32 protein-coding genes are annotated in these 23036 nt (G+C 67.1%); 3 read left to right on the top strand and 29 right to left on the bottom strand.

Going from position 1 to position 23036, the window contains the following annotated elements; genetic code table 11:
- Window positions 1-36 precede the first annotated feature (36 nt).
- On the top strand, window positions 37-1407 hold the full coding sequence (locus ABD727_RS11305; protein ID WP_344707488.1) for an MFS transporter: 1371 nt from the start codon (window positions 37-39) through the stop codon (window positions 1405-1407).
- Here the strand turns inward: ABD727_RS11305 and ABD727_RS11310 are convergent.
- A complete protein-coding gene (locus ABD727_RS11310) occupies window positions 1404-4547 on the bottom strand; it encodes a TRCF domain-containing protein (protein ID WP_344707489.1) in 3144 nt (1047 codons plus the stop codon). The genes ABD727_RS11305 and ABD727_RS11310 overlap by 4 nt on opposite strands.
- Window positions 4548-4583: 36 nt before the next feature.
- Window positions 4584-5996 carry an FAD-binding oxidoreductase gene (locus tag ABD727_RS11315; protein ID WP_344708075.1) on the bottom strand — a complete coding sequence of 471 codons (1413 nt, stop codon included), beginning with the start codon at window positions 5994-5996 and terminating at the stop codon, window positions 4584-4586.
- Window positions 5997-6080: 84 nt separating this feature from the next.
- Here ABD727_RS11315 and ABD727_RS11320 point away from each other — a divergent pair, with 84 nt between their 5' ends.
- Both ABD727_RS11320 and ABD727_RS11325 read left to right on the top strand, forming a co-directional pair.
- A complete protein-coding gene (locus ABD727_RS11320; protein WP_344707490.1) occupies window positions 6081-6950 on the top strand; it encodes a class I SAM-dependent methyltransferase in 870 nt (289 codons plus the stop codon).
- Window positions 6947-7426 (top strand): dihydrofolate reductase, encoded by a 480-nt coding sequence (locus ABD727_RS11325; RefSeq protein WP_344707491.1) that lies wholly within the window; start codon window positions 6947-6949, stop codon window positions 7424-7426. Before ABD727_RS11320 ends, ABD727_RS11325 begins: the two co-directional genes overlap by 4 nt.
- Here ABD727_RS11325 and ABD727_RS11330 read toward each other — a convergent pair.
- The 27 genes from ABD727_RS11330 to tuf form a co-directional block, all read right to left on the bottom strand.
- Window positions 7423-7956, bottom strand: coding sequence for an SRPBCC family protein (locus ABD727_RS11330; protein WP_344707492.1), 534 nt, complete (start codon window positions 7954-7956; stop codon window positions 7423-7425). The two genes, ABD727_RS11325 and ABD727_RS11330, sit on opposite strands and share 4 nt — an antisense overlap.
- A gap of 33 nt (window positions 7957-7989) precedes the next feature.
- Window positions 7990-8640 carry an adenylate kinase gene (locus tag ABD727_RS11335; RefSeq protein WP_344707493.1) on the bottom strand — a complete coding sequence of 217 codons (651 nt, stop codon included), beginning with the start codon at window positions 8638-8640 and terminating at the stop codon, window positions 7990-7992.
- A 60-nt stretch (window positions 8641-8700) separates the two neighbouring features.
- Window positions 8701-10071 carry a preprotein translocase subunit SecY gene (secY, locus tag ABD727_RS11340; RefSeq protein ID WP_344707494.1) on the bottom strand — a complete coding sequence of 457 codons (1371 nt, stop codon included), beginning with the start codon at window positions 10069-10071 and terminating at the stop codon, window positions 8701-8703.
- Between the two features lie 146 nt (window positions 10072-10217).
- The gene (rplO, locus tag ABD727_RS11345) at window positions 10218-10766 is read right to left on the bottom strand and encodes a 50S ribosomal protein L15 (protein WP_344708076.1); all 549 of its coding nucleotides are present in this window, start codon (window positions 10764-10766) and stop codon (window positions 10218-10220) included.
- Window positions 10767-10886: 120 nt separating this feature from the next.
- A complete protein-coding gene (gene rpmD / locus ABD727_RS11350; protein WP_344707495.1) occupies window positions 10887-11063 on the bottom strand; it encodes a 50S ribosomal protein L30 in 177 nt (58 codons plus the stop codon).
- Window positions 11064-11068: 5 nt separating this feature from the next.
- Complete coding sequence (gene rpsE, locus ABD727_RS11355; protein ID WP_344707496.1) at window positions 11069-11833, bottom strand: 30S ribosomal protein S5; 765 nt, start codon at window positions 11831-11833, stop codon at window positions 11069-11071.
- Window positions 11834-11836: 3 nt separating this feature from the next.
- Complete coding sequence (rplR, locus tag ABD727_RS11360) at window positions 11837-12190, bottom strand: 50S ribosomal protein L18 (protein ID WP_344707497.1); 354 nt, start codon at window positions 12188-12190, stop codon at window positions 11837-11839.
- A complete protein-coding gene (rplF, locus tag ABD727_RS11365; RefSeq protein ID WP_344707498.1) occupies window positions 12190-12726 on the bottom strand; it encodes a 50S ribosomal protein L6 in 537 nt (178 codons plus the stop codon). Before rplF ends, rplR begins: the two co-directional genes overlap by 1 nt.
- A gap of 1 nt (window position 12727) precedes the next feature.
- Window positions 12728-13123, bottom strand: coding sequence for a 30S ribosomal protein S8 (gene rpsH, locus ABD727_RS11370; RefSeq protein WP_344707499.1), 396 nt, complete (start codon window positions 13121-13123; stop codon window positions 12728-12730).
- Between the two features lie 11 nt (window positions 13124-13134).
- A complete protein-coding gene (gene rpsN, locus ABD727_RS11375; RefSeq protein WP_344707500.1) occupies window positions 13135-13440 on the bottom strand; it encodes a 30S ribosomal protein S14 in 306 nt (101 codons plus the stop codon).
- A 21-nt stretch (window positions 13441-13461) separates the two neighbouring features.
- Entirely contained in the window at window positions 13462-14046 is a 585-nt protein-coding gene (gene rplE / locus ABD727_RS11380) for a 50S ribosomal protein L5 (RefSeq protein ID WP_344707501.1), read from the bottom strand.
- Complete coding sequence (gene rplX / locus ABD727_RS11385) at window positions 14039-14359, bottom strand: 50S ribosomal protein L24 (protein ID WP_344707502.1); 321 nt, start codon at window positions 14357-14359, stop codon at window positions 14039-14041. The genes rplE and rplX overlap by 8 nt, the downstream gene beginning before the upstream one ends.
- Complete coding sequence (gene rplN, locus ABD727_RS11390; protein ID WP_168068190.1) at window positions 14359-14727, bottom strand: 50S ribosomal protein L14; 369 nt, start codon at window positions 14725-14727, stop codon at window positions 14359-14361. The genes rplX and rplN overlap by 1 nt, the downstream gene beginning before the upstream one ends.
- 29 nt (window positions 14728-14756) lie before the next feature.
- A complete protein-coding gene (gene rpsQ, locus ABD727_RS11395; protein ID WP_344707503.1) occupies window positions 14757-15032 on the bottom strand; it encodes a 30S ribosomal protein S17 in 276 nt (91 codons plus the stop codon).
- A gap of 11 nt (window positions 15033-15043) precedes the next feature.
- On the bottom strand, window positions 15044-15256 hold the full coding sequence (rpmC, locus tag ABD727_RS11400) for a 50S ribosomal protein L29 (RefSeq protein ID WP_344707504.1): 213 nt from the start codon (window positions 15254-15256) through the stop codon (window positions 15044-15046).
- 2 nt (window positions 15257-15258) lie between these two features.
- A complete protein-coding gene (gene rplP, locus ABD727_RS11405) occupies window positions 15259-15690 on the bottom strand; it encodes a 50S ribosomal protein L16 (RefSeq protein WP_344707505.1) in 432 nt (143 codons plus the stop codon).
- A gap of 12 nt (window positions 15691-15702) precedes the next feature.
- Window positions 15703-16416, bottom strand: coding sequence for a 30S ribosomal protein S3 (gene rpsC / locus ABD727_RS11410; protein ID WP_344707506.1), 714 nt, complete (start codon window positions 16414-16416; stop codon window positions 15703-15705).
- Window positions 16416-16793, bottom strand: coding sequence for a 50S ribosomal protein L22 (rplV, locus tag ABD727_RS11415; RefSeq protein WP_344707507.1), 378 nt, complete (start codon window positions 16791-16793; stop codon window positions 16416-16418). The genes rpsC and rplV overlap by 1 nt, the downstream gene beginning before the upstream one ends.
- Complete coding sequence (gene rpsS / locus ABD727_RS11420) at window positions 16793-17068, bottom strand: 30S ribosomal protein S19 (protein ID WP_344707508.1); 276 nt, start codon at window positions 17066-17068, stop codon at window positions 16793-16795. The genes rplV and rpsS overlap by 1 nt, the downstream gene beginning before the upstream one ends.
- A 3-nt stretch (window positions 17069-17071) precedes the next feature.
- Entirely contained in the window at window positions 17072-17908 is an 837-nt protein-coding gene (rplB, locus tag ABD727_RS11425; RefSeq protein ID WP_344707509.1) for a 50S ribosomal protein L2, read from the bottom strand.
- A 6-nt stretch (window positions 17909-17914) separates the two neighbouring features.
- A complete protein-coding gene (locus tag ABD727_RS11430) occupies window positions 17915-18232 on the bottom strand; it encodes a 50S ribosomal protein L23 (protein ID WP_344707510.1) in 318 nt (105 codons plus the stop codon).
- Window positions 18225-18851 carry a 50S ribosomal protein L4 gene (gene rplD / locus ABD727_RS11435; RefSeq protein WP_344707511.1) on the bottom strand — a complete coding sequence of 209 codons (627 nt, stop codon included), beginning with the start codon at window positions 18849-18851 and terminating at the stop codon, window positions 18225-18227. Before rplD ends, ABD727_RS11430 begins: the two co-directional genes overlap by 8 nt.
- A gap of 3 nt (window positions 18852-18854) precedes the next feature.
- Window positions 18855-19604 carry a 50S ribosomal protein L3 gene (gene rplC, locus ABD727_RS11440; protein ID WP_344707512.1) on the bottom strand — a complete coding sequence of 250 codons (750 nt, stop codon included), beginning with the start codon at window positions 19602-19604 and terminating at the stop codon, window positions 18855-18857.
- Between the two features lie 207 nt (window positions 19605-19811).
- The gene (gene rpsJ / locus ABD727_RS11445; RefSeq protein ID WP_028969184.1) at window positions 19812-20123 is read right to left on the bottom strand and encodes a 30S ribosomal protein S10; all 312 of its coding nucleotides are present in this window, start codon (window positions 20121-20123) and stop codon (window positions 19812-19814) included.
- Window positions 20124-20334: 211 nt separating this feature from the next.
- Window positions 20335-21255 carry a cation diffusion facilitator family transporter gene (locus ABD727_RS11450; protein WP_344707513.1) on the bottom strand — a complete coding sequence of 307 codons (921 nt, stop codon included), beginning with the start codon at window positions 21253-21255 and terminating at the stop codon, window positions 20335-20337.
- Window positions 21252-21692 (bottom strand): hypothetical protein, encoded by a 441-nt coding sequence (locus ABD727_RS11455; protein ID WP_344707514.1) that lies wholly within the window; start codon window positions 21690-21692, stop codon window positions 21252-21254. Before ABD727_RS11455 ends, ABD727_RS11450 begins: the two co-directional genes overlap by 4 nt.
- Window positions 21693-21831: 139 nt before the next feature.
- Complete coding sequence (gene tuf / locus ABD727_RS11460; RefSeq protein WP_344707515.1) at window positions 21832-23022, bottom strand: elongation factor Tu; 1191 nt, start codon at window positions 23020-23022, stop codon at window positions 21832-21834.
- Between the last annotated feature and the right edge of the window lie 14 nt (window positions 23023-23036).

The raw sequence follows: 23036 nt of genomic DNA on the forward strand, positions 1-23036 counted from the left end.
ACAGCGCGCCATCGCCGATTGGAGTAGACGAGCCTGATGACCGCCCCGTCCAACGCTGCCAGTTCCGACGCGCTCGAGCGCGACGCCCGGCTGGTCAACTCGCGCCACGCCGAGGTTCGCCCGGGCGAGATCGCGGTCGGGGTGATCATTGGCCGCACCACCGAATTCTTTGACTTCTTCGTCTACGCGATTGCCTCGGTGCTGGTGTTCCCCAGCTACGTCTTCCCCTACGTCGATCCGCTAACGGGCACGCTCTACAGCTTCGCGCTCTTCAGCCTTGCCTTCTTCGGCCGGCCGCTCGGCACTTTCCTCTTCACCTACATCGACCAGCATCACGGGCGCGGGGTGAAGCTCACCATCGCCCTCTTCCTGCTCGGCGGATCGACCATGGCGATCGCCCTGCTTCCGAGCCACGCACAGGTCGGGGCGACCAGTGCCTGGCTGCTCGGCCTGTTCCGGCTGCTTCAGGGCGTGGCCCTCGGCGGCGCCTGGGACGGCCTGCCCTCGCTCCTCGCGCTCAACTCGCCCAAGGAGAAGCGCGGCTGGTATTCGATGATCCCGCAGCTCGGGGCTCCGCTCGGCCTCGCGCTCGCCTGTGCGCTGTTCGCCTACTTCCTCGCTTTGCTCGAGCAGGCGGACTTCCTCCGCTGGGGCTGGCGCTATCCCTTCTTCGTCGCGTTGGCGCTCAACATCGTCGCGCTGTTCGCCCGCCTCCGGATCGTCGCGACGCCCGAGTTCAAGCGCCTGTTCGACAGCCGCGAGCTGCAGCCCTCGCCGCCCTTCGAGACCCTGTTCGCCGAGTGGCGGACGATCCTGCTGGGCGCCTTTGCGCCGCTCGCCAGCTTCGCGCTCTTCCACTTGGTGACGGTGTTCCCGCTGTCCTACAACCAGCTGTTCACCCAGACCGAGCCGGTACGCTTCCTCGTCATCGAGGGTGTCGGCGCGCTGATCTGCGTCGGCGCGATCCTCGCCGCGGGACTGCTTGCCGACAGGGTCGGACGCCGCGCGGTGCTCGGCGTGTCGGCGGCGCTGATCGGGGCCTACAGCGGCTTCGCGCCCCAGCTGCTCGGCGCCGGCCAGATCGGCGAGGCGCTCTATCTGCTCGGCGGGTTCGTCCTGCTAGGCCTCAGCTTCGGCCAGTCGGCGGGAGCGGTGAACAGCAGCTTCGCGCAACAGTATCGCTACACAGGGGCGGCGATCGTCTCCAACTCGGCCTGGTTCATCGGGGCGGGCTTCGCCCCGCTGGTGGCACTGTGGCTGGCCGCCAACCTCGGGCTGTGGTCGGTCGGCCTCTATCTCCTGTCCGGCGTCTTGTGCACGCTCGGCGCGCTGGCCATCAACAAGGAATGGGCCAAGCGCGAGGGCGACGCCGCCGCGCCCGACCAGCATCCGGTCATCGAGGACTAGGCGGCAAGCTCGGCGAGGACATCCGACAGCGCGTCCATCGGCTCCTCGTCGGAGGTGCGGAGCAGCCAGCGGCCGTTCTTCTCCTCAAGCGACGCGGGTGCCTCGGCCTTCCTGTCGGTCGGGGTCAGCGCGACCGCCGCCGGACCCGCATCGATCCTCGCGATCCCCGCGGCCTGCGCCAGCATCCGGATCCGGGCCTGCGACAGCAGCGCCTCGACCTCGGGCGGAAGCTTGCCGAAGCGATCGGCAAGTTCGGCCTCGAAGCTGTCGAGCGCGCCATTCTCCTCCAGCCGGGCAAGCCGCATGTAGATCGACAGGCGGACTTCCTCCTCGGGGATCCACTCCTCCGGCAGGTGCCCGGTGGCCCCAAGGTGAAGCTCGGGAATGACGGGGTCGGCATCCTCGCCCCGCGCGCGGCGCAGCGCCGCTCCGAGGAGATGCTGGTAGAGGTCGATCCCGATCAGCTTGAGATGACCGGACTGCTCCTCGCCGAGGAGGTCGCCCGCCCCGCGCAGGTCGAGATCGCGGGCACTGATCGCGAAGCCCGCACCCAGGCGGTCGAACGCGGCCAGCGTGTTCAGCCTGGCGAGCGTGCGCGGCGCGATCTCGCCTTCCTTGCCGGTCATCAGCAGGATGTGTCCGCGGCGCGCGCCGCGTCCGACCCGTCCGCGCAATTGGTGGAGCTGGGCCAAGCCGAAGCGGTCGGCATGGACCACGATCATCGTGTTGGCGCGCGGCACGTCGAGCCCGGCCTCGATGATGTTGGTCGCAAGCAGGATGTCGCCGTCTCCGGCGGCGAAGCCGACCATCGATTCGTCGATGTCGGCAGCGGCCATCTTGCCGTGCGCCTCGGCCACCGACAGTTCGGGAACGAGCTTCTCGAGCTCCTTGCGGAGCGGTGCCATGTCCTCGATCCGCGGCACGACGACGAAGCTCTGCCCGCCTCGCGACCGCTCACGAAGCAGTGCCGTCCGCATCTGCTGTGGATCGAACGAGCCGACTTCGGTCCGGATCGGCTGGCGCCGGGCCGGGGGCGTGGCGAGCACGCTCATCGGCTGGAGGCCGATCAGCGCCGACTGGAGGGTGCGCGGGATCGGAGTTGCCGTCAGGCTCAGGCTGTGCGGCGCGCCGAGGTCGCGAAGCTTGTCCTTGTCCTTGGTGCCGAAGCGCTGCTCCTCGTCGATGATGACGAGTCCCAGGTCCTTGTAGACCACGCCCTTGCCCGCCACCGCGCCGGTACCGACGACCATCGCGATGCTGCCGTCGGCAATCCCGGCGAGCACCTTCTTCTTCTCCGCGCCCGTCACCAGCCGCGACAGCATGGCGACCTCGATGCCGAGCTCGGCAAATCGCTCGCGGAAGGTCTCGAGATGCTGGCGCGCCAGCACGGTGGTCGGCGCGGTGAGCGCGACCTGCCTGCCGGCGAACACGGCCATCGCCGCCGCGCGCAGCGCGACTTCGGTCTTGCCGAAGCCGACGTCCCCGATCACCAGCCGGTTCATCGGCCGCCCCGAGGCGAGATCGTCCCGGATCGCCTGAATGGCCTTCAGCTGGTCGGCGGTCTCGCTGTGCGGGAAGCTTGCGGACAGTTGCTCGTAGCGCGCGGCGTCCGGCTCCAGCGCGGGAGCCGTCGCCTGCATCCGCTCATCGGCGAGCACGACGAGGCCGCGGGCGGTCTCGGCAACCGCGGCGAGGACTTCGCCCCGGCGCTTCTCCCACGACGAGCCATCGAGCTTGTCGAGCGTGACCGCTTCCTCCTCGGACCCGTAGCGCCACAGCTTGCCCGCCTCGGCGACGGGAACCAGCCGCCGGGCCTCGGCGGCGAAGCGCAGGACGATGGCGTCGCCGCCATCTTCGGGAAGCGCGGTGATGCCGGCCACCACCGCGAGGCCGTGATCCTCATGGACGACGACGTCTCCGGGCCGGATCTCGCTCGCCGCAAAGGCCTGCACGGCGTTTCCTGTGGCGCTGCCTTCCTGCTCTGCGCGGCTGCCGATGAGGTCGGCGGCGGCGACCGCGACCAGGCCCTTGCGGGCGAGGCCACGCGGCACTGCCATCGGCAAGGCAAGCAGGCTGCCCGGCTTGGCTGCGGCAAGGTCGGACCAGCTCTCGACGCTCTCGACCGACTGCTTCAGCCCTTTGGCCATCCGCGGCACGAGGAAGCGCAGGTCGCGCGGCGAGCCGAGCAGGACCAGCGTCCGCTCCTCCGCCAGCAATCCCTTGGCGAAGCGCTTGAAGTCGCGCTCCGGATTGCGATGCTCGATGAAGCGCGGCGGCGCTTCCTCGCGACCGACGGCAAGGTCGAGCCGAGCATGCCCGGCGATCGCGTCTTCCCAGCGCTCGTCGCTGCAGATATCGGCGAGCGCCCGCTTGGGCAACCGCCGCGCGGCGTCGGCGGCAAGGGCGAGGAAGCGATGCCGCCGCTGGTCGGCGCCCGCGTCATAGGCCAGCGCCGAGTCGGGAAGATGGTCGGCCAGCGGAACGCCTCCGGCGGCCGAAGGCTCGGATACGGTCCCGACCTCGAGACAGTCGATGTCGCCATGGGTGCGCTGGGTCAGCGGGTCGTAGCTGCGGATGCCGGCGATGCGCCCGTCGACCACCTCGATCCGGAACGGCTCGACGACGTCGCCGGGAAAGATGTCGATCACCCCGCCGCGAATGGCCACCTCGCCGGGTTCGTCGACCCGGTCATCCTCGATGTAGCCGAGCCCGACCGCGGCTTCGCGGAACTGCTCGAGATCGATGTCGCTGCCGACTTCGAGCAAAGGGGGCTTGCCCCTGAAGGCCTCGATCGATGGCAGCAGCCGTCCGGCCGCCTCACCCGAGGTCACGAGGAGGATCCTGCGTCCCCGGTCGACACCCTCGCGCAACTGCCTCAGGCAGCTCGTCCGCTGTCCCGCGACGCCGGGCGACGCCGGCGCCGAGTCGCCGGGGAGCGAGTCGCTGGCAGGCAGATGGAGCACCAGCAGTCCGTCGTCGGCGGGGCCCGCGCCTTCGCAGGCCATGCGGGCGATCGCGGCCGCCCGGACCTCGTCACGGGCGAGGAACAGCACCGAGCCGCCCTCGCTCGCGAGAAGCGCCGCCGCCACCTCGCCGGTTTCCAGTTTCACGTCCTGCTGCTTGTCGTCGCCCCTCGCCATGCCCCCCCGAACGGACCGCCACCACGGGCGTTCCGCTCAGTCGACCAGCTTGCCGGGATTAAAGATGCCCCGCGGGTCCATCGCCTGCTTGATCGCCCGCAGTGCCTGGAGCCGCGCCGGCGAGGCCAGCCGTGCAAGCTCGTCCTTCTTCATCTGCCCGATGCCATGCTCCGCCGAGATCGAGCCGCCGCTGTCGGTGACGAGATCGTGGACCAGCCGGCTGACCGCCTTGCCCTCGCCGCTCTCGGCCCAGTCCCGCGACGAAGCCGCGGGCGCGCGGACGTGGAAATGGACGTTGCCGTCGCCAAGGTGACCATAGCCGAAGGCGCGAGTACCCGGAAAAGCGTGCTCCACTCGGGTTGCGGCATCGGTCATGAAGCGCGCCATGACGGCGGGCGGGACGGAGATGTCGTGTTGCGCCGCCGGTCCGCGCTTCCGCTCGGCCTCGGATATGCTGTCGCGAAGCTTCCACAGCGCTTCAGCCTGCGCCTCGCTTCCGGCGATCACCGCGTCCGCGACCCGCCCGCTTTCGAGGGCGGGGGCAAGCAGCCGCTCGAGCGTGGCCGTTGGCGGCTCGGGCTCGCCCCTCCCTGCCGTCACTTCGATCAGCGCGTTCCAGCGGTGGGTTTGTTCGAGCGGTGAGCGCGTGCCCGGCACATGGTCGAGCACCGACGCGAGGCACTCGGCCGGAACGAGTTCGAACCCCTCGACCCGCTCGCTCGCCTCCTCAAGTTGGCCAAGCAGCGACCAGGCTGCCTCGGCGCTGTCGAGCCCGACCCATGCGACGCCGCGCTCGGCGATCGCCGGAATTAGCCGAAGGCGAGCCGCGGTGACGATACCCAGCGTCCCTTCGCTTCCGATCAGCAATTGATCGAGGCTCGTCCCGCGATTGTCCTTCTTGAGGCCGCCGAGGCCGTCGTGGACCAGCCCGCCCGCGATCACCGCCTCGAGCCCGAGCACCTGCGCGCGCATCGTTCCGAAACGAAGGACCTGCGTTCCCCCGGCATTGGTCGCGATCAGCCCGCCGACCGTGGCGCTGCCGCGGGCACCCAGGGTGAGCGGGAAGCGCTGCCCGCTCGCCGCTGCGGCGGCATGGAGGTCTGCAAGGATCACGCCCGCCTCGACGATTGCGGATCCAGCTTCAAGGGCCCTGACCCTCGTCATCCGGCGCAACGAAAGGAGCACGGCGTCGCCGTCCGCCGGCGGGGTCGCGCCGCCGACCATCGACGTGTTGCCACCCTGCGGCACCAGCCCGACGCGATGCTCGCCGCTGAGGCGGACGATGATCGCCACCTCTTCGGTCGTGCCCGGCTCGAGCAGCGCCTTGCTGGCGCCGGTCCAGCGCCCGCGCCAGTCGGTCAGCCAGGGCGCGACCCGCTCCTGTTCGCGCACCAGGGCGCGCTCGGGCAGGACGGCGGAAAGATCGGCGAGGAAGGCATCGACCGGCATCGCTACCTCGTAGCGCAAGACGCGCTTGGCAGGCGAGCCCATGCGGTCCAGAAGACCGGCTTCAACGGGGGGAGTGGTGCGAAGGTGAGCGGATTGCTGTGGGCCCTGTTGCTGCTGATGGTCGCGACCGGTGCGATCGTCGCCGCTGGCCGGCTGGTGCAGCGGCGACTGCGCCGGCTGCGCGACGATCACGCGCTTCGCCCGACCCTCTGGAACCGCTTCTACGCGCTCGACTGGGGCAGCACGGCGACCAACAATTACGGCTTCGCGCCGGTCGACGGGAGTGACCCTGCGCCCGATCGTTTCCAGCGCCAGATGTACCGCGAGATTTTCAAGCTGCTCGGCGACCGCCCCTTCCCGCCCGGTGCCCGCCTGCTCGAAGTCAGCTGCGGCCGCGGCGGCGGCCTCAACGCCTTCCTCGACGCGGCCGGACCCGACGCCTTCGACGCAACCGGGCTCGACGTCGCCGCGAGCGCGATTTCTTATTGCCAGCGCTCATATGCGGACCGCGAAGGGCTGACCTTTGTCGAGGGCAGCGCGATGGACCTGCCCTTCGCCGACGCCAGCGTCGACGTGCTGCTCAACGTCGAGGCCTCGAACGACTACCCCGACCGTCGCCGCTTTTTCGCCGAGGTGCGCCGGGTCCTCAAGCCCGGCGGCGTGTTCCTCTACGCCGACACCGAGAAGGCGAAGCATGCCGGCCGGATGGCAAACGAGCTGACCCAGGCCGGCTTCCGCTTCGAGCTCAGGGAGATCACCGCCAACGTGGTCGACGCCTGCCGCCAGGACAGCCCGCGCCGGCGCGAGGTGATCCGGAGCCGCGCCCCGTTGGCCGCCCGCCTGTTCCTCAAGAACGAGCTCGCCAACTATGCGGCGGTCGAGGGCAGCCTCAAGTTCCAGCGCTTCGCCGCGGGCGAGCGGCGCTACTACATGACCGCGGCGGTGCCGGCATGATCCAGCTGGTGGTCGCCCGCGCGAGGAACGGCGTCATCGGCCGCGACGGCAAGCTGCCGTGGCATCTTCCTGCCGACCTCAAGCGGTTCAAGGCGCTGACGCTCGGCAGCGCGATGGTGATGGGCCGCAAGACCTTCGACAGCCTGCCGGGGCTGCTCCCGCGGCGCCGGCACATCGTCATCACTCGCTCCCCCGAATGGCGCGCCGAGGGAGCGGAGGTCGTCCACTCGCTGCCAGACGCACTTGCCGCGGCGGCGCCCGATCCGGTCAGCATCATCGGCGGCGCCGAGATCTTCGTGCTCGCGGTGCATTTCGCCGACCGGATCGAGCTCACGGAGGTGCTTGCCGACGTCGAGGGCGACACGACCATGCCTGATCCTCGCGACAGCGGCGCCTGGCGCGAGACCTTCCGCGAAGAGCATCCGGCAGAGGATAGCCGGCCGCCCTTTGCTTTCGTCACGCTCGAACGCGCCTAGCGTTTCCTGGCGAGCTCCTCGGCGCGCGCAGCCAGCCGCTTCGCCTGGATCGCGAGGACCTGATCGACGGCCGGGGCGAGCCGCGCCGCGCCACCCTTGGCGAAGCCCGCCGCGCGATAGTTGATGACCAGCGACGATCCCGTGGCGGAAGGCTCGATCACCACCTGCATGACTCCGGTCGTCGCCTCGGCAAGCAACGGGCCGAGCGCGCCGGTCAGAACGATGCGCGAGGGCGGATCGACGAAGGCGACCCGCATGTGCTCGACCCCGCCCCCGCTCGGCAGCCGCTCGCACCAACAGCCCCCGGGCTTGAGATCGAGGCTGAGATTGGCCGACTTGCCCGAATAACTATGCTCGGCAGACCACCAGGATGGCAGGTCACCGAACGCCCGGAACAGCGCCGCTGGCGGAAGCGCCGTGTCGACGCGGCTCTCCACCTCGAAGCCGTTGCCGCTCGAAGCGAGAACGGTCGCCCTGGCCGGAGCCGACGCGACCAGCAGCGCCGCCGCTGCCACCATGCATGCCTTCATTTCCCCTCCCTGTTGCGGGGAGGATGGCGCAAATCAGCGCGTGCCGTCCAGTATCGCGTCGATCTGGCTGGCGACCGCCTCGACCGAGGCCATGCCCTCGACCCTGCTGACCAGGCCCCGAGCTTCGTAATAGGGAAGGATCGGCGCGGTCTTGGCGCGATATTCGGCCATGCGCGTGCGAACGGTCTGTTCGTTGTCGTCGGGCCGGCGCTTGAACTCGTGCCCGCCGCAGATGTCGCAGGTATCGTCGATCGCCGGACGCTTCAGTCGCTCATGGTAAGGCGCGCTGCAGGTGGCGCAGGTGAAGCGCCCCGTGATCCGCTCGACCAGCGCTTCCTCGTCGACCTCGAGCTCAATGACGTGCGCGAGGTTCCGGCCTCGCTCGCTGAGCAGCATGTCGAGCGCCTCGGCCTGATGCTGGGTGCGCGGGAAGCCGTCGAAGATCGCGCCCTTGCCCGAGGACTGGTCGAGATGCTCGCCGATCAGCGCCGAGACGATGGCGTCGCTGACTAGCTCGCCGGCTTCCATCACCGCCTTGGCCTTGAGGCCGACGGGTGTGCCGAGCTTTACCGCGGCGCGCAGCATGTCGCCGGTCGAGAGCTGGACCATGCCACGCGTCTCGACGAGCCGCTGAGCCTGCGTGCCCTTGCCGGCGCCCGGCGGTCCCAACAGGATGATATCCAAGACGTCAACGCTCCCCGTTCTGGCGGTCACTGTCACGAGCCGGTCACGGCCCGTCAAGCATCAGCGCCGCGCCGGCTTTCCGCCCTTGAGCTTCGACTTCTTGATGAGGTCGCCATATTGATGCGCGATCAGGTGGCCCTGGATCTGGCTGACCGTGTCCATCGTCACGTTGACGACGATGAGCAGGCTGGTGCCGCCGAGATAGAAGGGAATGCCGGCCTGGGTGAACAGGATCTCCGGCACCAGGCAGATCAGCGTCAGATAGGCCGCGCCGATGACCGTCAGTCGGGTCAGCAGGTGATCGAAATAACCTTCGGTCGCCTTGCCCGGACGGACGCCCGGGACGAACCCGCCATGCTTCTTGAGGTTCTCGGCGGTCTCTTCCGAATTGAACTGCACCGAGGTGTAGAAGAAGCAGAAGAAGATGATCCCGAGACCGTAGAGGGTCATGAAGATCGGGCTGCCGTGCTGGAGGTAGGTCGACAGCGTGATCAGCCACTCCGACCCGCCCTCGGCACCCGGTGTCGCGCCGGCCATCTGGATGACGGTCAGCGGCATCAGGAGCAGCGACGAGGCGAAGATCGGCGGAATGACGCCGGCGGTGTTGATCTTGATCGGAAGGTGCGAGCGCTCCTGCGCCATCATCCCGCGCGCGGTCTGGCGCTTGGGATACTGGATCAGCACGCGGCGCTGCGCACGTTCCATGAAGCAGATGAACAGGATCAGCCCGACCGCCATGCCGATGATCAGCATGATGACCAGCGGATCCATCGTTCCCGAACGGCCGCCTTCGAGCATCTGCGCGAGGCCGCGCGGAAGGCTTGCGACGATGCCGGCCATGATGATCAGCGACACGCCGTTGCCGATTCCGCGGCTGGTGATCTGCTCGCCGATCCACATCAGGAACAGCGTTCCGCCGACAAGGCTGATGGTGGCGGCGGCGCGGAACAGCAGCCCGGGCTCGACCACGGCGGGGATGCCCTGGTTGGCGCCGAGGCCCTCGAGGCCGACCGCGATGAAGTAGCCCTGCACGGTAGTCAGGACGACCGTTAGGTAGCGGGTGTACTGGTTGAGCTTCTTGCGCCCGCCCTCACCCTCTTTCTTGAGAGCCATCATCGGGCCGTACATGGTCGCGCCGAGCTGCACGACGATCGACGCGGTGATGTAGGGCATGACGCCGAGCGCGATGATGCTCATCCGCTCCAGGCTGCCGCCCGAGAAGGTGTTGAAGAAGTCCAGCACGCCGCCACGCTGCGTGTTGAACAGCTCGGCCATGGCGCGCGGGTCGATGCCGGGCATCGGCACGTGGCTGAGCAGCCGGAACAGGATCAGCGCGCCCAGCGTAAACCAGATGCGCTTCTTCAGCTCGGTCGCCTTGCCGAAATTGGCAAGGTTGATGTTCGAAGCCAGTTGTTCGGCTGCGGATGCCATGTGTTCTTTTCGTCCCTACCCCGGAGCGCCCCATATAGGGGCGGCATCCGACGATGAAAGCCGTTCTCCCGCGAAAGCAGGAGCCCAGTGCCTTCTTCAGCTTGGGGCGAAAGAACACTGGGCCCCGGCCTTCGCCGGGGAACAGGTTACTTGGCCTGCTGCTTGGCGCTCTTGTCGGCCAGGCGAGCTTCGCGCGCCTTGCCCTTCTTCGCCTTGGCCAGCTCGGCCTTGTCCTTGCGCTCGATCAGTTCGACGCTGCCGCCGGCCTTCTCGATCGCCTCGCGCGCGCCCTTGCTGACGCCGGCGACGCGGAAGTTGAGCTTGGACGAGAAATCGCCCTTGCCGAGGATGCGGACGCCGTCCTTGCCGCCGCGACCGACACCCGCGGCCTTGAGCGCGTCATGATCGATGGTGGCGTTGGCGTCGAGCGTGCCGGCGTCGATCAGCTTCTGGATCGCGCCCAGGTTCACCTCGGCGTGGTCGCGGGCGAAGATGTTGTTGAAGCCGCGCTTCGGGATCCGCATGTGGAGCGGCATCTGGCCGCCCTCGAAGCCGAAGATCGACACGCCCGAGCGGCTGGTCTGGCCCTTCTGGCCGCGGCCGGAGGTCTTGCCCTTGCCCGAGCCGATGCCCCGGCCGACCCGCATGCGGGACTTGCGGGCGCCATCGTTGTCGCGGAGTTCGTTCAGCTTGATCGTCATGTCGTGCACTCGCTTTCGCTTTTGTCGCGCATCTGGCCCCCCGCCGAGACGAGAGGCCAGTCACTTGGATTGAAATGGAAAAGAGCCCCTGCACCGGCAGGGGCCCAGATCCAACTACTTTTCGACCTTCACCAGATGCTGCACCTTGCGGATCTGGCCGAGGACCTCGGGGGTCTCCTCCACTTCCACGGTGCGGTGCATCTTGTTGAGCCCGAGACCGACCAGCGTTGCGCGCTGGGTCTTGTCACGGCGGATCGGCGAACCCGTCTGGGTGATCTTGATGGTCGCCACTGGGGTTACTCCGTGATGCTTTCTGCGGTGGCCTCGGCCTCCGCCTGGCTCGCTCCGCCGCGGCCGAGCAGGTCGGCGATCTTCTTGCCGCGACGCTGCGCCACCGAGCGGGGGCTGGTCTGTTCCTTGAGCGCCTCGAAGGTCGCGCGGATCATGTTGTACGGGTTCGAGGTGCCGACCGACTTGGTCACCACGTCGGCCACGCCGAGGCTCTCGAAGATGGCGCGCATCGGGCCACCCGCGATGATCCCGGTTCCGGCCGGAGCCGAGCGAAGCGCGACCTTGCCGGCGCCGAAGTGGCCCTTGCCGTCATGGTGAAGCGTACGTCCGTCACGCAGCGGAACGCGGATCATGGCCTTCTTGGCCGCCGCGGTCGCCTTGCTGATGGCTTCCGGGACTTCGCGGGCCTTGCCGTGGCCGAAGCCCGCACGACCCTTGCCGTCGCCGACCACGACCAGCGCCGCGAAGCCGAAGCGCTTGCCGCCCTTCACCGTCTTCGAGACGCGGTTGATGTGGACCAGCTTCTCGATCAGCTCCTCGCCGCCATCGTCGTCGCCGCCGCGACCGCCACGGCGATCGTCACGACGTCCGCCGCCACGATTGCCGCCACCGCGATTGTCACGGCCACCGCCGCGACCGCCGCGACCGCCACCACCGCGAGGACCGCGCGAGTCTTGCTGCGGAGCGGCCTGGCCGGCGTCGGCGGCTTCGGCAGCCGCCGGAGCGTCGGGAGTGCCCGCCTGGGTCTGGGTTTCGATCTCGTCAGCCATCACTTAGAACTCCAGGCCGCCTTCACGGGCGGCGTCGGCCAGGGCCTTGACCCGACCATGGAAAAGGAACCCGCCACGGTCGAACACGACGCGGTCGACACCAGCCGCCTTGGCGCGCTCGGCCAGGGTCTTGCCGACCAGCGCCGCACCATCGGTGGTGGCGTTGGTCTTGCCGCGCAGGTCCTTGTCGAGCGTCGAAGCCGAGACGATGGTCCGGCCCGCCGCGTCGTCGATCACCTGCGCATAGATGTGCCGGCCCGAGCGATGCACGGAAAGCCGCGGCTTGCCGGCACTGCGCGAACGAAGCGTGGTGCGCACCCGGCGACGACGCCGGTCGAAGAGGGAGAGCTTGGCCATTACTTCTTCTTCCCTTCCTTGCGGAAGATGAACTCGCCGCGGTACTTGATGCCCTTGCCCTTGTACGGCTCGGGCTTACGCCAGCGACGGATCTCAGCCGCGACCTGACCGACCTTCTGCTTGTCGATGCCGCTGATCTCGACCGTGTTGGGGTCGGGAGTCTTGACGTCGATGCCCTCGGGGATCGCGTAGTTGACGTCGTGGCTGTAGCCGAGCTGCAGGCGCAGGTTCTTGCCCTGGGCCGCCGCGCGATAGCCGACGCCGGTGATCTCGAGCACCTTGGTGAAGCCCTCGGTCACGCCGGTAACCAGGTTCAGCACGTTGGTACGCTGCATCCCCCAGGCCGCGCGCGAACGCTGGCTGTCGTTGACGGGCTGCACGCTGATCTGGCCATCCTCGACCGAGGTACGGACCAGCTCGTCGAGCACGGACATCGAGAGGGTGCCCTTGGGACCCTTCACGGTGAGGTTGGAACCCTCGAGGGTCGCCGTCACCCCGGCCGGAACCGGGACCGGCTTCTTGCCGATACGGGACATCTTAGAACACCTCCGCCAGAACCTCGCCGCCGACGTTCTGCTCACGTGCTTCCGCGTCGGAAAGCACGCCGCGAGGCGTCGAGACGATGGTCATGCCAAGGCCGTTGCGGACCCGCGGCAGCTCACGAGCACCCGAATAGACCCGGCGACCGGGCTTCGAGACGCGCGCCAGATGCTGGATCGCCGGCTGGCCTTCGAAATATTTGAGTTCGATCCGTAGGCCCTTCTGGCCCGACAGTTCTTCCTCGGAGTATCCGCGGATGTAGCCTTCGCGCTGAAGCACGTCGAGGACGTGGGCGCGCAGCTTGGAAGCCGGCGTAAGGACGCTGTCCTTCTTCGCCTGCTGGCCGTTGCGGATGCGGGTGAGCATATCACCCAGGGGATCGGTCATCGCCATTCTTGTGGCCCTTACCAGCTCGACTTCGTGAGGCCCGGGATCAGGCCCTTGTTGCCCATTTCCCGAAGCATCACGCGCGAAAGACGGAACTTGCGGTAATAAGCGCGGGACCGGCCCGTCAGCTCGCACCGGTTGCGGATGCGGGTCGGATTGCCGTTACGCGGCAGCTCCGCCATCTTCAGACGTGCGATCAGACGCTCGGTCTCGTCGAGGCTCTCGTCGTTCGCGATTGCCTTGAGCTTGGCGTACTTGGCCGCCTGCTTCTCGACGAGCTTCTTGCGACGCTCGTTCTTGTTGATGGAACTCAGTTTCGCCATGACTTAAGTTCTCCTAACCGCTTACGCGGCAGCCTTCTGCTGGTCCGCGTCTGCGGGGAACGGGAAGTTGAAGAGGCGGAGCAGCTCGCGCGCTTCCTCGTCGGTCTTCGCCGTGGTGGTGACGATGATGTCCATGCCCCGGACCTTGTCGATCTGGTCATAGTTGATCTCGGGGAACACGATCTGCTCCTTGAGACCCATCGCGTAATTGCCACGACCATCGAAGCTCTTCGGGTTGAGGCCGCGGAAGTCGCGGACCCGGGGAAGAGCGATGGTCACGAGCCGGTCGAGGAACTCGTACATGCGCTCGCGGCGAAGGGTGACCTTGCAACCGATCGGCATGCCCTCGCGCAGCTTGAACTGCGCGATCGACTTCTTGGCCTTGGTGATGACCGGCTTCTGGCCGGAGATCGCCTGCATCTCGGCCGCGGCGGCCTCGACCTTCTTCTTGTCCTGGGTCGCCTCGCCGACGCCCATGTTGATGACGATCTTCTCCAGGCGCGGAACCTCCATGCGGTTCTTGTACCCGAACTTCTCGGTCATCGCCTTGGCGATGCGCTCGTCATAATCCTTCCGCAGGCGCGGAGTATAAGTGGCCTCAGCCATTGATCAGCTCCCCGGACTTGGCCGCAACGCGCACCTTCTTGCCGTCGCGCTCCTCGAAGCGGACGCGGGTGGCCTTGCCCGTCTTGGGATCGGCAATCGCGACCTTCGAGACGTGCAGCGGCGCTTCCTTGCGCTCCAGACCGCCCTGGGGGGCTGCCTGGGTCGGCTTCTTGTGACGGACGGCGACATTGACGCCGCTCACCACGACCTTCTGTTCCTTCGGCATGGACTGGACGACCTCACCGGTCTTGCCCTTGTCCTTGCCCGAGAGGACGACGACCTTGTCGCCCTTCTTGATCTTCGCGGCGGCCATTACAGCACCTCCGGCGCAAGGCTGATGATCTTCATGTGCTTCTTGGCGCGCAGTTCGCGCACCACCGGCCCGAAGATACGAGTGCCGATCGGCTCCTCGTTCTTGTTGACCAGCACGGCGGCATTGCTGTCGAAGCGGATCACCGAACCGTCGGGACGGCGGATGTCCTTAGCGGTGCGAACGATGACTGCGCGATGCACGTCACCCTTCTTCACACGGCCCTTCGGAGCAGCTTCCTTGACCGACACGACGATGATGTCGCCGACGCTCGCGGTGCGGCGCTTGGATCCGCCAAGCACCTTGATGCACATGACGCGCTTGGCGCCGCTGTTGTCCGCGACATCGAGGTTGGACTGCATCTGGATCATGGGTCTATCCTATCCTTGTCCAGAGCCGCTCAGACGTTGGCCGCTTCGGCCAGGTCGGAGGCTTTCGCCTCGCCAACCAGTCCGGCAACGGTCCAGGTCTTGAGCTTCGAAATCGGAGCGCATTCTTCAATGCGAACCTGCTGACCCACCGAAAAGGCATTCGCCTCGTCGTGGGCATGGTACTTCTTCGACAGCTTGATGATCTTGCCGTACAGCGGGTGCTTCACCCGCCGCTCGACACGGACCACCACGGTCTTGTCACCCTTGTCGGACACCACGGTGCCGGTGAGGACGCGCTTTGGCATCTATTCTCTCCTCAGCCCTGCGGCGCCGAGGCGCTCTTCGAGCGCTGGCCCTGCAGGGTCTTGATGCGGGCGATGGTCCGGCGGACCTCGCGAACCCGGCTCGGCTTCTCCAGCTGGTTGGTCGCCGCCTGGAAGCGCAGGTTGAACTGCTCGCGCTTCAGCTCGGAGAGCTGGCTCGACAGCTGGTCGTCGGACTTCACCGACAGGTCGTCACGGTTCGCCATCGTCAGTCGGCCTCGATCAGGGTTTCGCCAAGGCGGGCGACCACCTTGACCTTGATGGGGAGCTTCTCAGCCGCCCGCTCGAACGCCGTCTTGGCGAGCGGACCGGGAACGCCGTCGAGCTCGAACAGGATGCGGCCGGGCTTGACCCGGGCGACCCAGAACTCGGGCGAGCCCTTGCCCGAGCCCATGCGGACTTCGGCAGGCTTGCTCGACACCGGCAGGTCCGGGAAGATCCGGATCCACAAGCGACCCTGGCGCTTGATGTGACGGGTGATCGCGCGGCGAGCCGCTTCGATCTGGCGGGCGGTGATTCGCTCCGGCTCCATCGCCTTCAGGCCGAAGGCGCCGAAGTTGAGCTCGGTTCCACCCTTGGCATTGCCATGGATGCGGCCCTTGAAGGCCTTGCGGAACTTGGTGCGCTTTGGTTGCAGCATGGTTCTTCGTCCTTACCGGCGACGATCGTCGTCGCGCGCAGGGCGGACGCCGGAGGTCTGTGCTTCCATCATCAGCCGGTCCTGGGCGAGCGGGTCGTGACCCAGGATCTCACCCTTGAACACCCACACCTTGACGCCGCACACACCGTAAGCGGTGTGGGCCTGGGCCTCGGCATAGTCGACGTTGCCGCGCAGCGTGTGAAGCGGCACGCGGCCTTCGCGATAGCGCTCCGAGCGGGCGATCTCGGCGCCGCCGAGACGGCCGCCGCACTCGATCCGGATGCCTTCCGCGCCAAGGCGGAGAGCCGACTGGACCGCGCGCTTCATCGCCCGGCGGAACGCGATACGGCGCTCCAGCTGGTCGGCGATGCCCTGAGCCACGAGGCGGGCGTCGACTTCCGGCTTGCGGATCTCGACGATGTTGAGACTGACTTCCGAACCCGTCATCTTGGACAGGATCTTCTTCAGCTTCTCGATGTCGGTGCCCTTCTTGCCGATGATCACGCCAGGGCGCGCGGCATAGATGGAGACGCGGCACAGCTTGGCCGGACGCTCGATGACCACCTTGGAGATCGCGGCCTGCGGCAGCGTCTTCATGATGTACTGGCGGATCTTGAGATCCTCCAGCAGCAGCCGGCCGTAGTCCTGACCTTCCGCGAACCAGCGGCTGTCCCAGGTGCGGTTGATCTGCAGCCGGAGGCCGATCGGATTGCTCTTCTGACCCATTAGGCTTCTTCCTGCTCGCGCACGACGACGCGGATTCGGCTGAACGGCTTGACGATGCGGCTCGACCGGCCGCGGGCGCGGGTGGCGAAACGCTTCATCGAGATCGACTTGCCGACACTGGCCTCGGCGACGACGAGAGCGTCGACGTCGAGGTTGTGGTTGTTCTCGGCATTGGCCACGGCCGAAGCCAGGACCTTGTAGACGTCCTCGCTCATGCCCTTGGGGCTGAACTTCAGGATGTTCAGCGCTTCCTCAACCCGACGGCCGCGGATCAGCTGCGCCACCAGGTTCAGCTTGCGCGCCGAGCCACGGATGGTGTTGCCGACCGCGAGCGCTTCCTTGTCGCCCACGCGACGGGGTGCTGCTGCCTTGCCCATTAGCGCTTGCCCTTCTTGTCGGCGGCGTGGCCGGGGAAGAAGCGGGTCGGAGCGAACTCGCCCAGCTTCATGCCGACCATGTCCTCGTTGACCGACACCGGCACGAACTTGCGGCCGTTGTAGACATTGAAGGTCAGGCCGACGAACTGCGGGAGGATGGTCGAGCGGCGCGACCAGGTCTTGATCGGCGCGCGAGCACCCGCGTCCTGAGCGGCTTCAGCCTTCTTCAGGAGCGACAGTTCGACGAACGGACCCTTCCAGACGGAACGAGCCATCTCTTAGCCCTTCTTCTTGGCGTGACGGCTACGGATGATGAACTTGTCCGTTGCCTTGTTGTGACGGGTGCGGGCACCCTTGGTCGGCTTGCCCCACGGGGTAACCGGGTGACGGCCGCCCGAGGTCCGGCCTTCACCACCGCCGTGCGGGTGGTCGACCGGGTTCTTGGCGACACCGCGGGTCAGCGGGCGCTTGCCGAGCCAGCGGGTACGGCCGGCCTTGGCGAGGGTCTGGTTGCCGTTGTCCGGGTTGGACACCGCACCGACGGTCGCCATGCAGTCCGAGCGGACATAGCGCTGCTCGCCCGAGTTGAGGCGGACGATGACCATGCCCTTGTCGCGACCGACGACCTGCACATAGGTGCCGGCGGCGCGGGCGATCTGGCCACCCTTGCCGGGCTTGAGCTCGACATTGTGGACGATGGTCCCGACCGGCATCTGGCCGACTTCCATCGCGTTGCCCGGCTTCACGTCGACCTTCTTGCCGGCGATGACCTTGTCGCCCGGAGCAAGACGCTGCGGCGCGAGGATGTAGGCCTGCTCGCCGCCCTCGTAGGTGACAAGCGCGATGAACGCCGACCGGTTCGGGTCATACTCGAGCCGCTCGACGGTGGCCGAGACGTCCCAGGTACGACGCTTGAAGTCGATGATCCGGTACTTCTGCTTGTGGCCGCCCGCGATGCCGCGGCTGGTCACATGGCCCTTGTTGTTGCGGCCACCGGTCTTGTGCTTGCCCTCGGTCAGCGCCTTGACGGGCTTGCCCTTCCAGAGCGCGCTCTTGTCGACGAGGATGAGGCCACGGCGGGCCGGGCTCGTCGGCTTATATGCTTTGAGTGCCATGGCTCGTTAGATCCCGCTCGTGATGTCGATCGACTGGCCCTCGGCGAGGGTGACGATCGCCTTCTTGGCGTCCGACCGCTGGTAGGGCTTGCCCTTCCACTTCTTGGTCTTGCCCTTGGTCACCAGGGTGTTGACCCCGGTCACGGTGACGTTGAACAGCGCCTCGACAGCCGCCTTGATCTGCGGCTTGCTGGCGTCGCCCGCCACCTTGAACACGACCGCATTATGCTCGGAGAGCATGGTCGACTTCTCGGTGATGTGCGGACCGCGGATCACGTCATAGTGGCGATTGTCGATCGCCGTGGCTTCTGGCTTCTTAGCCATTGAACCGGGCCTCCAGCTTCTCGAGCGCAGCGCGGGTCAGGACCAGCGTTTCATGGCGCATGATGTCGTAGACGTTCGCACCGACCGCCGGCATCAGGTTGATGCCATGAAGGTTGGACGAGGCGTTGGCGAAGCTGACGTTCAGCGCGTCACCGTCGATCACCAGCGCGCTCTTGCCGAAGCCGAGCTTGCCGAGCCGCTCAACCAGCGCCTTGGTCTTGCCTTCCGGCACGTCGAGGTTGTCGACGACGATCAGCTGACCGCCCTGCGCCTTGCTCGACAGCGCCATCTTCAGGCCCAGCGCACGAACCTTCTTGTTCAGCGACAGCGTGAACAGACGGGCACGCGGGCCATGGGCCTTGCCGCCGCCGATGAAGATCGGGGCGCGGCGATCGCCGTGACGAGCGGTACCGCCGCCCTTCTGGCGACCGAACTTCTTGCCGGTGCGGGCAACATCCGAACGCTCGCGGGCGGCGCGAGCCATCCCGCGGCGGTTGGCGAGCTGCCAGGTGACGACCCGGTGCAGGATGTCGGCGCGGGGCTCGACGCCGAACACGGCATCATTGAGCTCGACGTCGCCATTCCCGCCCGCGTCGAGGGTCTTGACTTCGACCTTCATCGCTTAGCCTTCCGTGCTCTCGTCGGTGGCCGGAGCATTGTCCGTCACCTGAGCTTCGTTGTTCTGCGGAGCCGCGGCGGCGGTCTTGAGACCAGCCGGATACGGAGCATTCTCGTTGCGGGCGACCTTGACGCTGTCCTTGACGGTCAGCCAGCTGCCCTTGTGGCCCGGAACCGAGCCCTTGACGAACAGCAGCCCGCGCTCGGCGTCGGTGCGGACGATCTCGAGGTTCTGCTGGGTGCGGTTGCGGGCGCCCATGTGGCCGGCCATCTTCTTGTTCTTGAAGACGCGACCCGGATCCTGGCGGTTGCCGGTCGAACCGTGCGAACGGTGCGAGACCGAGACGCCGTGGGTGGCACGAAGACCACCGAAGCCCCAGCGCTTCATGGCGCCGGCGAAACCCTTACCCTGGGTGACACCCGAGATGTCGACCATCTGGCCTTCGACGAAGTGATCGGCCGAGATCTCGGTCCCGAGGTCGAGGAGCGCGTCCTCGGCCACCCGGAACTCGACCACCTTGGCCTTGGGCTCGACTTCGGCCTTGCCGAAGGCGCCGCGCTGCGGCTTGTTCACATTCTTGGCCTTGGCGGTACCCGCGCCGAGCTGGACGGCGGTATAACCGTCCGTCTCGCCGTCGCGGCGGCCAACGACCTGTACGCCATCGAGCTGGAGAACCGTCACGGGAACGTGACGTCCGTCCGCCTGGAACAGGCGGGTCATTCCAACCTTCTTGGCGATCACGCCGGTGCGCATGATCAACACTCCTCACAGAGGCCTAATCCGTTACCGGAAGAGGCATGCAGCCCGTGAATAAGTGCGTCGCCCCGCCTGGGCTATTCCTGCCGAGGCAGGAGACGGGGGACGCAGACCGGGCAACCTCGTGAGAGGCCTCCCGCGGTATCCCTTTGTTTTGGCGCAGCAGGATCGCTCGAAAGCGATTCAACCGCCGCGCCGCAGCCCTTAGGCCAGTTTGATCTCCACGTCCACCCCGGCAGCGAGATCAAGCTTCATCAGCGCGTCGACCGTCTGGGGGGTCGGCTGAACGATGTCGAGCAGCCGCTTGTAGGTGCGCACCTCGAACTGCTCGCGCGACTTCTTGTCGACGTGCGGCGAGCGGTTGACGGTGAACTTCTCGATGCGGGTCGGGAGCGGAATGGGACCACGGATGAGAGCACCGGTGCGCCGAGCGGTGTCGGCAATGTCGCCGGTCGCCTGGTCGAGCACGCGGTGGTCGAAGGCTTTCAGACGAATCCGGATGTTCTGGGTTTCCATATCTTCCACTACCGATTGCAAAGAGCCGCTGGACGGTTACCCGCCCAAGAAAAGCTGAGGCCGCAGCCGATTACCCCCGGTCTCCCGGGTCGGTTTGACCCCAACGCTGAAACTTGGTGACAGGGACGAATCCCCGTCGGTGGAGGGGCCTCTACAGAGGCGTGGGGGTGAGATCAAGCCCTGCGTTCGGGCGCGCACGTTCGAACTCGCGCTAAAGTTCCTCGCACGCGCCGCGTGGAACGAAGCTCAGCTGGGCCAGCCGCCAACTCCGCTCGGGGTTGCCGGGCCAGATGTCGGCGAGATCGACCTGGGCGTCCGGATCGACCCCGCCGACCTGCGCCAGGATGTAGCGCCCGGTTTCACGGGTGCGGACCTCGGCACCCGGATAGCGCGCCTTCAGCGCTTCGCGGAGCACCTCCACCTCCTCGGCGATCTCGTCGCTGTCGAGCTTGCGCGGCGCTCCGTCGATCAGCTCGGCGGTCGACGACCGCAGGGCGCCCACGCCATCCTTGATGATGCTCGCGGAGATGACGGCGCTAGCCACGGCGTCGGCCCACCAATAGCCGAGCCCCAGCCCGAGGATCCCGCCGATCCCTGCCAGCCCGGTCATCCAGTCGGCCTTCTGCATCAGCGCGTCGGTGTGCAGCACCTTGTCCTGGAGCCGCTCCGCCACCGGCTCCTTCATCCGGCCGAGGATCACCGGCGGGATGATCGAATAGACCAGCGCGGCGATCATCAGCCAGCCCAACCAGACGGTCTGGCCGAGGATCGTCACCGGCGGGATGGTGACATGCTCCTGCTTGATCAGCGTCATCGCCGATTCGAACAGCAGGAAGACGCCGACCGCCGACAGCGCCGTCGCCGAAATCAAGAAGGCGAGGCTCTGGACCCGGTGGAAGCCGAACGGGAACGCCCTTGTCGGCCCCCTCACCTCCAGCCGCGCGGCGACCAGGAAGACGATCGACGGCACGAGGCTGAGGATGTCCTCGAACCAGGCGGTCCGCATCGCCTGGCTCGAGCCGGTGGCGAAGAACATCACCACCACCACCGAACTCACCCAGAACAAAGTCCACCATTCGAGCCGCCGCGCGCGAGCGAAGTCGGCGAGGATCGGCCGGGGAATCCCGGTCACCGCCGGCCCCTCACCTGCTCGACCTTGCGGTGAAGAAGGCTGATCCAGGCATTCTCGCCGTTGCGGGCCATTGCGACGAGCCGCACCGGCGCCTTCTCGGCCGCCGGCGACAGCGGCTTGGAGGCATGGACCTTGATCGCCCAAGGGCTCTTCCGCGCCATCGTGCCGACCACCAGGTCGAGCTCGCCCTCCTCAAGCTGGGTGAGGAGATGCTCGGCGGCCCCGACGCGCAGTCGCGGCTCGGCACCAGCCTCGACGCCAAGCGCCTCGATCAGCCGACGACCTCGACCCTCGCGGTCCTCGGAGCCGGCGATGAGGCCGACCCGGAAGCTCTTCTGCTCGCGGATCTGCTCGAGCGAACCCTCGCTGTCTCTCGGGAGATCGCCGCAGCCGACAACAGCGGCGGTGAGCAGGAAGGGGAGAAACGCAGACTTCATTACGGCGGCAGAACGCAACTCTGCTCGGTCATGTTCCCGTAGCCGGATCGCACCTGCCTCAGACAGCGAAAGGCCCGACACTCTCGCGAGTGCCGGGCCCTTGCCGTCAGTTCCTTGCGCCGAGAGGCGCGGCAGGAGCTTACTTGGTGATGGTGCCCACCACGCCGGCGCCGACGGTGCGGCCGCCTTCGCGGATGGCGAAGCGGAGGCCCTGATCCATCGCGATCGGGGCGATCAGCTTGACGCCGAGGGTCACGTTGTCGCCCGGCATGACCATCTCGGTGCCCTCGGGGAGGGTCACTTCGCCGGTCACGTCGGTGGTGCGGAAGTAGAACTGCGGACGATAGTTGGCGAAGAACGGCGTGTGACGGCCACCCTCGTCCTTCGACAGCACGTACACTTCGGCCGAGAAGTCGGTGTGCGGAGTGATCGAGCCCGGCTTGCAGAGAACCTGGCCACGCTCGACTTCGTCACGGCCGACGCCGCGGATCAGCGCACCGATGTTGTCGCCGGCCTGGCCCTGGTCGAGCAGCTTGCGGAACATCTCGACGCCGGTGACGACGGTCTTCTTGGTGTCCTTGATGCCGACGATCTCGACTTCCTCGCCAACCTTGACGATGCCGGTCTCGACGCGGCCGGTCACGACGGTGCCGCGGCCCGAGATCGAGAACACGTCCTCGATCGGCATCAGGAACGGCTTGTCGAGCGGACGCTCCGGCTGCGGGATCCAGTCGTCGACGGCCTGCATCAGCTTGAGGATCGCTTCCTCGCCGATGTTCTCGTCACGATCTTCCAGGACCGCCAGCGCCGAACCGGCGACGATCGGAATGTTGTCGCCGTCGAAGCCGCGCTTGGAAAGCTCCTCGCGGATTTCCAGCTCGACCAGCTCGAGCAGCTCGGGATCGTCGACCTGGTCGACCTTGTTGAGGAAGACGACCATGGTCGGAACGCCGACCTGCGCCGCGAGCAGGATGTGCTCCTTGGTCTGCGGCATCGGGCCGTCGGCAGCCGACACGACCAGGATCGCGCCGTCCATCTGCGCGGCGCCGGTGATCATGTTCTTCACATAGTCGGCGTGGCCCGGGCAATCGACGTGCGCGTAGTGGCGGGCGGCGGTCTCATACTCGACGTGGGCGGTCGAGATGGTGATGCCGCGCTCGCGCTCTTCCGGCGCCTTGTCGATGTTGGCGAAGTCGACGGCGGTGCCGCCGCCATGCTTGGCCAGCACCTTGGTGATCGCTGCGGTCAGCGACGTCTTGCCATGGTCGACGTGACCGATGGTGCCAATGTTCACGTGCGGCTTGTTCCGCTCGAATTTCGCCTTCGCCATGTTACGCCTCTTCT

Source organism: Sphingomonas swuensis (assembly GCF_039538045.1).
GTDB lineage: Bacteria > Pseudomonadota > Alphaproteobacteria > Sphingomonadales > Sphingomonadaceae > Sphingomicrobium > Sphingomicrobium swuense.

Excerpts from the sequence above, each read along its gene's own strand:
- rpsS (WP_344707508.1), bottom strand. The coding sequence starts at position 17,068 with ATGGCTCGTTCCGTCTGGAAGGGTCCGTTCGTCGAACTGTCGCTCCTG.
- rplD (WP_344707511.1), bottom strand. The coding sequence starts at position 18,851 with ATGAAGGTCGAAGTCAAGACCCTCGACGCGGGCGGGAATGGCGACGTC.
- ABD727_RS11305 (WP_344707488.1), top strand. The coding sequence starts at position 37 with ATGACCGCCCCGTCCAACGCTGCCAGTTCCGACGCGCTCGAGCGCGAC.
- ABD727_RS11315 (WP_344708075.1), bottom strand. The coding sequence starts at position 5,996 with ATGCCGGTCGATGCCTTCCTCGCCGATCTTTCCGCCGTCCTGCCCGAG.
- rpsC (WP_344707506.1), bottom strand. The coding sequence starts at position 16,416 with ATGGGTCAGAAGAGCAATCCGATCGGCCTCCGGCTGCAGATCAACCGC.
- secY (WP_344707494.1), bottom strand. The coding sequence starts at position 10,071 with ATGGCATCCGCAGCCGAACAACTGGCTTCGAACATCAACCTTGCCAAT.
- rpmC (WP_344707504.1), bottom strand. The coding sequence starts at position 15,256 with ATGGCGAACCGTGACGACCTGTCGGTGAAGTCCGACGACCAGCTGTCG.
- rplX (WP_344707502.1), bottom strand. The coding sequence starts at position 14,359 with ATGGCCGCCGCGAAGATCAAGAAGGGCGACAAGGTCGTCGTCCTCTCG.
- rpsJ (WP_028969184.1), bottom strand. The coding sequence starts at position 20,123 with ATGGAAACCCAGAACATCCGGATTCGTCTGAAAGCCTTCGACCACCGC.
- rpsH (WP_344707499.1), bottom strand. The coding sequence starts at position 13,123 with ATGGCGATGACCGATCCCCTGGGTGATATGCTCACCCGCATCCGCAAC.
- ABD727_RS11430 (WP_344707510.1), bottom strand. The coding sequence starts at position 18,232 with ATGGCTAAGAAGCCAGAAGCCACGGCGATCGACAATCGCCACTATGAC.
- rplV (WP_344707507.1), bottom strand. The coding sequence starts at position 16,793 with ATGGGCAAGGCAGCAGCACCCCGTCGCGTGGGCGACAAGGAAGCGCTC.
- rplB (WP_344707509.1), bottom strand. The coding sequence starts at position 17,908 with ATGGCACTCAAAGCATATAAGCCGACGAGCCCGGCCCGCCGTGGCCTC.
- rplC (WP_344707512.1), bottom strand. The coding sequence starts at position 19,604 with ATGCGCACCGGCGTGATCGCCAAGAAGGTTGGAATGACCCGCCTGTTC.
- ABD727_RS11310 (WP_344707489.1), bottom strand. The coding sequence starts at position 4,547 with ATGGCGAGGGGCGACGACAAGCAGCAGGACGTGAAACTGGAAACCGGC.
- rplR (WP_344707497.1), bottom strand. The coding sequence starts at position 12,190 with ATGGCCAAGCTCTCCCTCTTCGACCGGCGTCGTCGCCGGGTGCGCACC.
- rpsE (WP_344707496.1), bottom strand. The coding sequence starts at position 11,833 with ATGGCTGACGAGATCGAAACCCAGACCCAGGCGGGCACTCCCGACGCT.
- ABD727_RS11325 (WP_344707491.1), top strand. The coding sequence starts at position 6,947 with ATGATCCAGCTGGTGGTCGCCCGCGCGAGGAACGGCGTCATCGGCCGC.
- ABD727_RS11330 (WP_344707492.1), bottom strand. The coding sequence starts at position 7,956 with ATGAAGGCATGCATGGTGGCAGCGGCGGCGCTGCTGGTCGCGTCGGCT.
- rplE (WP_344707501.1), bottom strand. The coding sequence starts at position 14,046 with ATGGCTGAGGCCACTTATACTCCGCGCCTGCGGAAGGATTATGACGAG.
- ABD727_RS11455 (WP_344707514.1), bottom strand. The coding sequence starts at position 21,692 with ATGAAGTCTGCGTTTCTCCCCTTCCTGCTCACCGCCGCTGTTGTCGGC.
- rplP (WP_344707505.1), bottom strand. The coding sequence starts at position 15,690 with ATGCTGCAACCAAAGCGCACCAAGTTCCGCAAGGCCTTCAAGGGCCGC.
- tuf (WP_344707515.1), bottom strand. The coding sequence starts at position 23,022 with ATGGCGAAGGCGAAATTCGAGCGGAACAAGCCGCACGTGAACATTGGC.
- rplF (WP_344707498.1), bottom strand. The coding sequence starts at position 12,726 with ATGTCCCGTATCGGCAAGAAGCCGGTCCCGGTTCCGGCCGGGGTGACG.
- rplN (WP_168068190.1), bottom strand. The coding sequence starts at position 14,727 with ATGATCCAGATGCAGTCCAACCTCGATGTCGCGGACAACAGCGGCGCC.
- rpsN (WP_344707500.1), bottom strand. The coding sequence starts at position 13,440 with ATGGCGAAACTGAGTTCCATCAACAAGAACGAGCGTCGCAAGAAGCTC.
- rpsQ (WP_344707503.1), bottom strand. The coding sequence starts at position 15,032 with ATGCCAAAGCGCGTCCTCACCGGCACCGTGGTGTCCGACAAGGGTGAC.